Annotated in this window: 9 protein-coding genes; 3 read left to right on the top strand and 6 right to left on the bottom strand. The window is 39.9% G+C overall.

Annotated features, from left to right (window positions below):
• Positions 1–54 precede the first annotated feature (54 nt).
• Together ACEN9X_RS25805 and ACEN9X_RS25800 are read right to left on the bottom strand one after the other, a co-directional pair.
• Entirely contained in the window at positions 55–1,200 is a 1,146-nt protein-coding gene (locus tag ACEN9X_RS25805; RefSeq protein WP_413667867.1) for a FecR family protein, read from the bottom strand.
• Positions 1,201–1,236: 36 nt separating this feature from the next.
• Entirely contained in the window at positions 1,237–1,770 is a 534-nt protein-coding gene (locus ACEN9X_RS25800; protein ID WP_413667866.1) for a sigma-70 family RNA polymerase sigma factor, read from the bottom strand.
• Positions 1,771–2,432: 662 nt separating this feature from the next.
• Here ACEN9X_RS25800 and ACEN9X_RS25795 point away from each other — a divergent pair.
• Both ACEN9X_RS25795 and ACEN9X_RS25790 read left to right on the top strand, forming a co-directional pair.
• A complete protein-coding gene (locus ACEN9X_RS25795) occupies positions 2,433–2,828 on the top strand; it encodes a hypothetical protein (protein WP_413667865.1) in 396 nt (131 codons plus the stop codon).
• Between the two features lie 15 nt (positions 2,829–2,843).
• A complete protein-coding gene (locus tag ACEN9X_RS25790) occupies positions 2,844–3,353 on the top strand; it encodes a methyltransferase domain-containing protein (RefSeq protein ID WP_413667864.1) in 510 nt (169 codons plus the stop codon).
• Positions 3,354–3,387: 34 nt separating this feature from the next.
• Here the strand turns inward: ACEN9X_RS25790 and ACEN9X_RS25785 are convergent, their stop codons facing one another.
• Positions 3,388–5,184: a right-handed parallel beta-helix repeat-containing protein gene (locus ACEN9X_RS25785; protein WP_413667863.1), complete on the bottom strand. Its 1,797-nt coding sequence runs from the start codon at positions 5,182–5,184 to the stop codon at positions 3,388–3,390.
• Between the two features lie 414 nt (positions 5,185–5,598).
• Between ACEN9X_RS25785 and ACEN9X_RS25780 the strand changes: the two genes are divergently transcribed.
• Positions 5,599–7,290 carry a sensor histidine kinase gene (locus ACEN9X_RS25780; protein WP_413667862.1) on the top strand — a complete coding sequence of 564 codons (1,692 nt, stop codon included), beginning with the start codon at positions 5,599–5,601 and terminating at the stop codon, positions 7,288–7,290.
• 17 nt (positions 7,291–7,307) lie between these two features.
• Here ACEN9X_RS25780 and ACEN9X_RS25775 read toward each other — a convergent pair whose 3' ends face one another.
• The 3 genes from ACEN9X_RS25775 to ACEN9X_RS25765 all read right to left on the bottom strand — a co-directional run bounded on the left by ACEN9X_RS25775 (position 7,308) and on the right by ACEN9X_RS25765 (position 11,605).
• Positions 7,308–8,507 carry an MFS transporter gene (locus tag ACEN9X_RS25775; RefSeq protein WP_413667861.1) on the bottom strand — a complete coding sequence of 400 codons (1,200 nt, stop codon included), beginning with the start codon at positions 8,505–8,507 and terminating at the stop codon, positions 7,308–7,310.
• 97 nt (positions 8,508–8,604) lie between these two features.
• Complete coding sequence (locus ACEN9X_RS25770; protein ID WP_413667860.1) at positions 8,605–9,351, bottom strand: HAD-IIB family hydrolase; 747 nt, start codon at positions 9,349–9,351, stop codon at positions 8,605–8,607.
• 58 nt (positions 9,352–9,409) lie between these two features.
• A complete protein-coding gene (locus tag ACEN9X_RS25765) occupies positions 9,410–11,605 on the bottom strand; it encodes a DUF5916 domain-containing protein (RefSeq protein WP_413667859.1) in 2,196 nt (731 codons plus the stop codon).
• Positions 11,606–12,017: the final 412 nt, after the last annotated feature.

Genomic DNA, 12,017 nt, shown 5'->3' with positions numbered 1-12,017 from the left:
AAAACAAGCATTTAAAAACATCTGAAATGAATTGTGATTTAACCCGGGGATAAATTACCTGATATGTAAAACCCCTTCCTTTAAAACGGCCGTAACTCCGGCAGACGCCTTAATATTTTGAATAAAAACATCAACCGGTTTGTTTTTTTGAATAGCGCCACTAAATGTTTCGTCGGCTGTACCAGGATCATCGAAAACAACTTTTACATCAAACCAACGCAGTAGCACATCGCTTATGTCATGTAGTTTAGTGTTGTGGAAATAATAAATATCATTCATCCAGGCCAACTCGACAGAAGAATCAAATGGTTGGGCCCGAAAACCGCTTCCCGAAGTATAAACCGCCTGGTAGCCTGGCTGTAAAAGCATTTTTTGCTTATCCAAACCGCTTGTTGATACCGAACCTTCAACCAAAGATGTTACTGTTTCATCTGGCTTGTAGGTATTTACGTTAAATTTTGTACCTAAAACTTTAACATCCGTTTGGCCGGTATGAACTATGAAGGGATGAGCAGCATTTTTTGCAACTTTAAAAAATGCCTCACCTGTTAAGTACACTTCCCTGGTTTTACCTAAAAATGAAAACGGAAAACGCAGGCTTGATACCGAATTCAACCAAACCTGTGTACCATCGGAAAGTACAATCTTGTAATTTAATTTTGAAGGAATAACGAGCGTGCTCCATTCCTCGTTCTTGCTATTATCTACCTGGTAACTTAGCCCGTTAGCCCCCTTTTTCAAATGCGCAAAGGGTATATTGATTACCCTTTTTGAGGTGTCGGACAGATCGATATGTTGCCCATTTGCCATTTGTAGTTCAATGGCCGGTGCTTTGATATTCTTTGAAGCCACAGCAACTTCATTAACAGGCATTTTTCGCCAGTAATATCCTGCGGTAAAGGCAATGCATAATAAAGCCGCCACAGACATCCATTTCATTATCTCCACCCGATGGGAGCTAACAGGTGTTAATGGTTTTATTTCGGGCTTAATTTTATCCCATGCCTTATTTTCATCAATATTGTTAAAAAACGACCGGGCTTTATTTGATGTTAATGTCTGCTGCATTTCATCCCACAGTTGTTTAACCCTGGGATCATTTTGTATGGCTTCGTTAAGCAAATGGCTGTCTTCTTCACTTATCGCGCCCGCAATTTGCTCAATTATTAGTTCCTGAAAATACGCTTTATTGTATGTCATTATATATAAGACCTCATTAAGGATAAAAGGGTGAACTTATTTAGCACTTTTCAACCCTGCTTTTAAAGTTTTTACCGCCAGTTTTAAATGAGTTTTCAATGAATTTATGCTGATGCCCATTTCAAGGGCAGCATCTTTATATTTTTTATTTTCATAATGTACCAGGGTAAAAGCCTGCATCCGTTGCATCGATAAATCGGCCAGTATTTTTTCCGGATAAATTTCGGGCAATGGAACCTCTTCTTCCTCCTCTATTTCGGTAAGTGTGTATTTATAATCAATTAATTTTTTTTGCGCACGTGATTCGCTTTCAACTTTTTTCAGGCAACGGTTACGAATCGCCGTAGTTAAATAAGCCTTTAGCGACGAATTAATATTGGTATATAATTGCCTTTCCCAAAGATCAACAAAAAAACCCTGAACAGTATCTTCGGCTTCCATTTCGTCCTGTAAAATGTAAAAAGCCGATACATTAAGCAACTTGTAGTATTTTTTAAATACAGCCTCAAAGGCCTCCTTGTTCCCTAATCTTAATTGCTCAATAATATGAGCATCGTTCAAAATTTCCATGAAGTTGTATTAACTGGTTTATAATTAAATAGGTTGGGCTATCTAAAGAAAGCTAAATGTAAAAACTTTTATTGTCAAAACAACAATTATTAAAAATTTATTAAAAAAATCTTCGTCATTAAAACTACGAGTTCTAAACAGGGGCATTTCTGAGCCTTTACACTTTCAAGAAGCTGTATTTACAGCTAAAAAACTGATGGAGAATTCTGAGGCAGGACAGCCATCAGTTTTGAAAAGGTTATTTCAACGCAATCGATTTCGTACTTAAATTAATGTACTTAAAACAATTAAATAAGGTTAATACCCCAGGGCCTTCCCATTCAAATATTTAGTGACGATAGCTTGTTATAAAAACAACTAATGAAATAAGGATGAGGTGTCGGAGAGCTATTAGTATCAAATGATACTTGTTTTATGCATCGATGGCAGTTAAATAGCCCAGATTTCTCAGCGGATGCTTTGCAAATACAGGCACGGACATTTGGACATGCCTAATTGCTCAAAAATATCAGTTTGGTGCAACCCCTAAAAAACACAATAAACTGATTATAAATAATTCAAATTCAATACTTTAAAAAAGTGTTAACCCTATTCGGATGCGCTTGCCTGGGTTAATGTCTCAATTTTGATTTAATCCAGCTTTTGTTTTTAAATTTGTATTGATGATGAACAGCTTACAAATTAAACTTAACAAAGAGCAGCTTGATGAGCTAAAGAATGAACCTGCAAGCTTGTTAAGGTTTATGAATGTTATGTTTGAGCCTCTTTCAGTGAACTACGAAGAGCTTAAACATGCGCTTGAGCGCGAATTCAGGCCGGAAGGCTCGCCGGAGGTAATCCGTTTAAATTTCGACAGGATCAAATTTGATCCGAACAAAGGTCAGGGAAGCTTCCGTATAGTGCTTGACGTTAACTACTCGTTTGGTTGCGAAGATGTTGTCACTTACAAAAAGGATCAAACTTCAGAATGGACCTTCCTTGTTGATTACGACCTCTTAATTATAAGTTTTTATAGTTCGCCATTTATTGATAGCCGTAGCACGGCCGACGAGTTTTAGCGCTTCATTTAAGGCATGCAACAATCCGAAGCTATAGCGCTGATAGAAAAAGGAATAACAAATGAACACCCGCAACACTGGGCAGATCTGGGTTGCGGAAACGGCACATTTACGTTTGCCCTTGCAAGCCTGCTGCCTCCGGAAAGTAATATTACAGCTATCGACAAAACGCAACAACATTTTCCTGCTTTTAGCGATAACGTCAAAATAGATTTTAGAAAAGTTGATTTTGTAAATGAACCAATTGGCCTAAATTCGCTGAATGGATTGCTTATGGCAAACTCATTGCATTTTGTAGCTGATAAATCAAATTTGATAAAACAGTTGGAGAAGAGGTTTAAAAGCAATCCTAAATTTCTAATTGTAGAATATGATACCACCAAAGCTAATCCATGGGTTCCCTACCCTATATCATTTCAAAAGTTAGATATTGAGTTTACCCGCTTAGGTTATAAAACCGTTAAATTGGCGCAAGCGCCATCAAGGTTTGGAGGAATAATCTACTCGGCGCTCGCTCTTAAATAAACTACCATTCTGTTAACATATATCCACCGCCCTATTACTCTTTTTGCTTTATTAGCTGATTGTTATAAACCCTGGTATCCTGGCAGTCTTTTAAACTTATCAATTGATCAATATTTTTAATACTGCGGGGTGTTGTTATCTCATTCCCCGTAACTTTAATTCCGAATGTACTTGAAGCGTCAAAAAACCGGATGTCCTTCAATATGATCTTATTATCAATTACTTTAATCCCGGAATGAACCGGAGCTGCTGATTTTACCTTATTTTCTGGCGACAAGGCTATAACCGGCCCTCCGCATTCATAAAAGGTATTGTTTTTAATAGTAACATCTTTTACTGCACCCGACTCATACCAGCTCGATGCATCATCATTGATCATAATTGCGCTGTTGTGGGTTCGGTTAATTATATTGTTCTCGATTATTACTTTCCTGGGAGTAGTAACCAGGATGCCCCTTGTCGGGATCTTTTCAATAGTATTGTGATGGATCCATACCTGCGGCGTAGCGGTGATGTTCTCCACTACATCTCCTGTTTGCATATCATCAGGCATCGGTTTGCTAAAATCCAGCAAAAATTCCCTGTTATTCAGTCTCTCAACTTTCGACACCTTGTTATTTTGATAAGTAAGCAAACTCGCCGGATGAACAAGCCCGATACTGTCATCTACCGAGAAAGCATCAAATCCGTAAGTTTGGTCATGCATGAACCTCACTTTAACCTGAGTTGCCGAAAGCTTTTCTGTTATTTTCAGAAAAGTGCCATGCACATTAATTGCGTCGTCATTTGCCCCGGACAGGTATGAACTGGCTATTTCAATTTTACCACTACAACCCGAAAAATGAAGGATGTCTGCCCATGCAGCACAGGTACGACCATCTTTCGCCTTTACCACAACATGATTAAAACTCAGGTCATTGCTAAACTGGCTTACTACGCCCATGCCGTGCATAAAATAAACGCGAATGTGGTTTAAATTGATATTACTGCTTTTTTGTATGAAAAAACCGGCGCAATCACGGGTAACATCACGATTTTGATAGGTTAAGCCTTTTTTAAAGCCCGGATTGTTTTTGAAAAATATTCTCAGGTTATGCTCTCCTGTAGCTTCATAGCGAAGCCCTTCCTGCGGAATATCTATTCTCGATAATTCGTTAGTGACGTGATCATACACCTGCCAATATGATCCGGGCTGGTAACTCCAGCCTTCCCCCAGCCATGTTAGTGTGCTGTCGTTAATGGCGAACTTGTATTCGGCATTAACCGTAACATCGGCATATTTTGACGTTGTTGTTACCACGCTAAATTCAGAAACCGTTGGTCGGTGGTAATCAAAACTCAAACTGTTCAATTTAATATGATGGCTGTTATTAATATACGTTTCAATCATTTTTCCGCGAAGGTTTACCGTTGCACCAGCACCATCAATATCCACGAATTTGCTGCTATCAAGCATTAATGCAATTGCTTTTAATCCGTAAGGCGCATCGTTGGTATTGGAAATCTGCAATTGTGTTTTGTATGCTTCATCCGGAAAAAAGCTATACTGTCCGGGGGCAAACCAGATCTTTACCGGCCTGTCTTTCACTCCACGGGCCATAATTGACAACGTTTCGTGAAACCCTCCCGGCGATAGTATCTTCACAACATCACCCGGCGATAAAATAAGCCGGTTAATGCCTGTAAATGTTTTCCATGCCTTTACATCTGTTAGCCCGGTATTATTATCATTACCCTTAACAGGGTCGATATAATAGGTTCGGTTGCCCGGGGAAATATGCCTTGCTGATGAAGCTAAATACTCAACAGGTTTATTTTGAGCTTTTAACAAGTTGCATATCAACAATAAGCTTAAAAGCAATAGGAATTTTATCGTAAAATATCTCATGGTAAATATCAGGCTACTAATATATGGTGTAAAGGTTTAACGTATAAGTATGCATTTATAAATTTCTCCTTATCCCAAACTTGCATTTAAAAATTACCTTGTTTTTACTTCATAACTTATAATTAAATCAGGGCACCACACTTTTACTTAACATCCGATACATTTAACATACGCGAAAGTCATTTATTAAAATATAAGTTAAATATTTACCCCTCCATGAAAGCCGCTGACAATCAATCGAGGTAATCATCGGCTGATTATATTATTTTTATCATTATCATTGTTCTTCAAAACCATTGGCGACGGCGGTATCAATTCTAAATTGACACAAACCGGAACACTGATGAAAATAATTATATGAACGTTTTATCCAGGAAGATCCTGCTTGCTTTTTTAGCCTTTACCATAATTTTAGTCATCGCAGCTCTTTTTGTGAGAGATAAGATCACCGAAAGATTAGCCCATACGGCCCAGATATCGCACCTGATGGACCTTAACAATTCCAGGCCCCAGCAAGCGTTGCTATTACTTCACCAGGCCGAGGATCTATTTCAATCCTCGCTCGTAGATGCCGATGCTACTAAAGCTCAGGCTTACCAGGCCAAACTTTCGTTAGCATTTTCCGAAATTGATACACTGCTGAACATGCAGCATGACACCTCCAAACTAAATGTTGAACAGCGCGCTCAACTTCATACATGGCATAATCAAAAGCTAAAACTATCCACTGATCTTCTATCTGCCCGGCACGACTTTGATTCCCTACTCACAACATACTCAGATTACAATACGGCGACCATTAAAAATAAACTTGCTGTTAAAAGTAGCCGTACTGTGCAAAACAGCACCGACACTTTAACTCAGCCTGGCACATTAAAAAGAAAAGGCTTTTTTGCGAGGATTAAGGAAGCTATTAAAAATAAAAATGCTTATGCTACAGGCTCCGGCGGGGTTGTTATTAACCATAGAACCCGGGTTTATGTTGATTCAGTTACACAAAAACTTCGAAATAAAGATCAGTCGAGCTACCTTAATAAGATAAAGCAGTTACAACAAAGCAACTTCAAATTACAGGAAGCGCAAAGGCAACTCATCGCCCTCAATATGCGCATTACCCATAAAATGGAGCAGTTAATTACAACGATTAAGGATATAAATTACAGCATGACTGATGCCTTTAAGGGTTTAGCATTTAATAGTTACCTGGAAACAACACGTTTACTAAACAGGCTTTACCTTGTTGCGCTTTTATTGCTTTTGGCCTTTGCAGTGCTGCTGATTGTGTTTGTAATTAAGCTGGGGCAGTCTGAAGGGCGCTTACTTAAAGAGAACGCACGTGCCGTAACGATAGCGCGACAAAAGCAGGACCTGCTGTTGCATATGAGTCATGAAATCCGTAACCCACTTACATCTATAAATGGTTTTTTATACATTTTCAGCCGAACGACACTAACACCAAAACAATCGGAAATGCTGGGTACAGTTCGAGCATCGTCCGACTTGCTGCTGCAAACACTCAATGATACCCTTGATGCTGCAAAGATGGAAAGCAGCGAACTAAAAATCCATCATGATCCGTTCTGCCCGGATAAAACATTAAAAGAGGTAATAGAAAGCATGGCATTTAGTGCCGATAAAAAGCAACTGGAATTGAATTATCATTTTGAAGGCGATCCGGAAGCTGAAGTTTTGGGTGATAGTTTCAGGCTAAAGCAGATTATCGTGAACCTTGTTAGCAATGCCATTAAATATACTGAAACAGGAAGCGTAAACATTAAAGCAACACTGAAATTGACTGGGGGCGCAGAGGGGCTAACAGTTGATATTACAGATACCGGGGCTGGTATAAGCCAGGAACAACAGATGAACTTATTTTCTAAATATTACCAAACCAGCTCAGCGAAAGGAAACACCGGTACCGGTCTTGGTTTATACATTTGTAAGCAACTGATTGAATTGCAAAAAGGAAGTATCAGCGTAAAAAGCGATGCTGGCAAAGGAAGTACTTTCAGCTTTGAAATTCCTTACGAAAAGTATGAAATAGATTAAATACCCGCGTTATGGGATTATGCCTTAAAGCTTTTTACTCTCCAGCCGATAAAAAGGCATGAAACTAAGCCTAAAAGCACCATTCCCATACTGAACGGAAATATATACAACATCCCGAAATGACTGGCTATCCCTCCTACAAGCGGTCCGGTGAGCCCAAGCGAAATATCAAGGAACAAGCCGTAAGCTCCTAATGCAGCGCCTTTATTTGAACCGGGCACTAATTTAACAGCTTCTACCCCAAGTGCAGGAAATACAAGCGAAAACCCAAGTCCTGTTATTCCTGCACCAACAAGTGCTACCTGTGGCATATTGGCCAGCCAAAGCACCGCTAAACCTACCGACTCTAACGCCATACAGGCAATGGCTGTTTTTAGTCCGCCGTAATTATCAATTGCCCCTGCAAATATTAACCGGCCTAAAATAAAAAAGACGCTAAAAACCGAAAGACAAAGTACTGCATTGTTCCAGTTTAAATATGCATAATAAAGTGTTATAAAGGTGGATATAGTACCAAAACCTAACGCGGCCAGTGTGAGGCATATCCCATACGGGGCAATTGTTTTAAGTACCGAAGCAAATGACTTTCGCTTTTCAGTGCTTTTCATTACAGCATTATTTTTTCTTCCGGCCAACAAATAGCCAATCATACCGAGTATAAAAACTACAATACCAATACCCGCTATGCCATAGTTATAAGCAAGCAAAATCCCGATTGGAGCACCTACTGCAAGTCCGCCGTAACTTGCTATACCGTTGTATGATATAGCCCGTGCTGTATTTTGTTCGCCTGTAGTATTAATGGCCCAATTTATAGGACTTGATCCTATCAATCCCTCGGCAAAACCTGTTACAAGCCGGGTAAGGGCAACTAAAATCAAACATAGTTCATGTTGTCCCTTAAACAAAAAGGCCACACACAAAAACAGGCCACTAATAGCAAAACCTGTTAACCCGGAAAGCACGGCAGTTTTTGGGCCTTTTTTATCGATGATACTGCCCGCATATCCCCTGAATAGAAAAGTACTTAAATACTGCAGGCTAATCACTATACCAGCGATCATAGCGCTAAACCCTAACTGGTTATGAATAAACACCGGAAGTACCCCAAGACTCAAACCAATAGTAAAATATCCCATAAAGGTAAATTTTACAAATCCGGCGATGGCTAAAACTACATTTGATGATGTACTCTCTATACTTGAATCTGCTTCCATGTTGCAAAGATAGGCAGTTTTACCTACCACTTAAGTGTAAACAATACACTTTACATTAAAATCACTTTTAAGCAGACCCTAAGGAGAACAGACGATACTATTTCAAGCAAAGAATTATACCCTCAATAACGCGCTTGGTCTCTTCCGGATTACGCACCTGGATGCAATCTGCCCCGGTTGTACGGGCGGGATGGTCGTTGCCGCCTTCAAATAAGGCATCACCAATAAATATCATCTTCCTGATAGCTATTTCTAAAGTGTGCTGTAGTTTATGAATGCCATAAGCTTTATCAATGCCGGGTTTGGTAATATCAATAGAAGTAGCTCCTCCTATTTGTACCGAAAAACCTGTTAGCGATTTATCAAGCAGGGCCTTGATTTTTTTCCGTTTGACATATTTAGGGTCCCACTTCTTTTTTTCATCGAGCGGCGCACGCTGGCCTAAGGCCGAAAAGGTGATTTGGCTTCCACGATCTTCTATTTGATCGCCCCAGGTTTTCTTAAATTTTATACCTGATGCTTCAACAGCCGTGTTTAATTTACCGATGATCTCTCGTCTTTCGGTATCGGTGAAATCTTCAGAATATAATTTTTTCCAACCTGCTTTTTTGTACTGGTAGTATTTAGTACCGCAGGTTGGTAATATCGACAAGTTTTTGAGCGATTTTTTGTCGGGCAGGTTTGATAATACTTGCTTTTCAAATTGAGGCCAGTCGCCGCCCGATATAATGGCCACTTTTGCAACTTTCATTAAATCGGCTAGCAACACAGCCATTTCTTTATCAAGGGCAGCCTTACTTTCGGCAAGGGTACCGTCCAAATCAAATATGATCAGCTTTTTCATTACGGGCAGATATAATAGCCCAACAGCCATCAACTGAGCTTGTTTTATAACAATACTGTTATAAGTTGCACCAGTACGTCCACTTTAAAGTAAGCTGTCTGTTTTTTACCGTATAGGGAGATGGTGTAGTGTTATCGCCATAAACTATAAAAAGATCCGATGCCGGCTTATAACGCCATTGCAGGCGCGTGTTAATATTGATATTATCTATTTGCTGGTTGTACTGCACATAGGTTGTAAAGTACAGGCTATTGGTAAAGGTAACATCAATTTTTGGCCCAACCAGCCAGAACGTGTTATGCCCGAAAGGTTGCGGCAACCTTAAATCGTTGAATGACGTATTGATAGCGATATTTACATAAGGCTGAAAACGATAGCCAACCAAACTTGTAACGCTATTACGTATGCCTTTATCATAATAACCACCGTGCGATGCCTCAAGCAGATAAGTAAATACATTTTGCGGCTTAGAAGCAAACTGAATATCAATAGTATTCCAGTTGTGCTCCGACCCGGTAGGTAATAAACCTTTGCCGATATTGGTAGGATCGTAAGGTTTTAACAGCCGCACATAATCGTTAATGCCAGATACCGATAAGGTTGCCCTATTACGGAAAGTGATGAGATATGACAGGATGCTTTCATTATCAGTACGATGAAACGACTCATCAAAAAAATAATTGGATGTAAGCTGAATGCCATGACTCAGGATATTTCCCTGCTTAGGGAAAAAGTTGCGTAACAACAACGGGCTAAGCTTCACATAACCAACACGGGGCACATAACCTACTTCGGCGTTATAGTTTTTGCCTACATATTCTTCCTGCATGTACAGCGTCCAATATTTGCTGAGATATTGAAAATGATCAGATACTACATAGTCATGGCCGCTTACGCCAGGTGTAAATGACTTGAGGGCAAGCACTTTGCCTGTCCAGATATTGCTTCTTGACGCGAGGTTAAACTCAGCACCTATATTGCGGTTATAGGCGGTGGAGCCTGTATTGGTACCGGGAATATTAGCTGTAGCATCTTTATTTACAAACAGGAAACCAATATTGGAACGGTCGAGCACCCGCCTTTGCAAGGTAATAATACCATAATTTTCGGGCGCTTGTGCTACACCGCCCGAACCGCCGGTTTGAATATCCATAGCGCCAATACGCCAGTCTTTATTCAATTTACCGGTAAGCCTTGCTCCAAAGTCAATCGGCACATTCAATCCTATCCGTCTGGAAAAAAAAGGCCGGATATCGGAGTAGCCAAAGTTTGCAAACAAATCGCCGTTCTCTAAAAAGAATTGCCGCTTTTCGGGAAAGAAAAGTTCATACCGGTTCAGGTTAATTACCTGCTGATCAACATCCACCTGCGAAAAATCGGGGTTGACTGTTAAATCAAGATTTAAAGATGGCGTAACAGAGATCTTGGCATCTCCTCCTATCTCATGCTTATATTCAGTTTTGGTATTATGCTGATAATCTTTGGATAAACCTGTAAGTGCATAAGGGATAATAGATACGTTACTGCTTGCAGTTGGCGGCGCTTCATCCCATACCAGTGTGCCGGTATATGCTAGCGAAGCCGTAGGGAACTGCCGCGGGATAGGTGTCCAGCTTGATTTCTCGGCAGTTTTGAGGTCGTTGCGGCTAAAGTTGATCCCCCACTCCTTGATCCCTTTTTTATAACGGATACTTTTAAAAGGGATAGATGCTTCCCAGATCCATTTATCAGGGTAATTTTTTACGGCCGAGTACCAGCGGTTATCCCAGCTCAGGTCAACCTTACCGCCCTCGTACATGCTCCCATCCCACTGCCCTCCGGCTGCGTTAGCCCCAAAACTGAAGCCATCGGTACGGGCATCAAAAGGATCCATAAAAATGAGGAAGTTATCATTTTTTACGAAATTGAAATCGCGTTTCAGCGACTCAACCATATACGGCCCCGGTACCGAATTATAATTGATGGCTATAATGTACAGGTTTTTATCATCATAGGTCATCCGTACTTCGGTTTTCACCTTAGCCTTACTGGTATCCATCGGCAATACCATAAAAAAGTCGCCCGCCGAATCAGCCTGCATCCAGGCCTGCTCGTTCATTACCCCATCTATATTAATAGCCGAAGTGGCCCTGCGGATATGATACTTATACCCGGCGTTCTTTTTTTGCGCGGATGCATAAAAGTAGTTTACGCAACACAACATGATAAGCAATAGCAGTTTTACAGGAAGCTGGCAGGCACGTTTAAGGGGCATTAAGATAAGGGTATATAATTTATTGGTTCACGAATTTTAAAACTACATTTTTTAAGCAAAAATCAATGCCTTGTATCATATAATTTACGGCTTCGCATCGTTTCTTCGTGCCAATAATTAAATATCTGCTAATCCGTATCACCTTTTGTTAAAAATGCATCAACCTATCACACCTGCCATTAAAAATCAAATTATTTTCCCGGAAATCATCTTTTTCCGCAATCGATTGCAAAAAAGTTCATAAAACCGCGTTTTTGGGCATTAATACGGCCTTTATTAATGTATTATTTATTTTTTATTAATGCCCGCCTGTTGTTTTGTACTTGAAATTATAAACCAGCTACGGTGCTTTTATCGCGTAACTGCAACAAAGCACTGCTTTAACCAAACTCTTTAAACCATGTATTACTAC

The organism is Mucilaginibacter sp. Mucisp86 (genome assembly GCF_047324315.1).
Classification (GTDB): Bacteria; Bacteroidota; Bacteroidia; order Sphingobacteriales; family Sphingobacteriaceae; genus Mucilaginibacter.
Note: the sequence above shows the minus strand (reverse complement) of the source record. Positions and strands in the feature narration are given on the sequence as shown.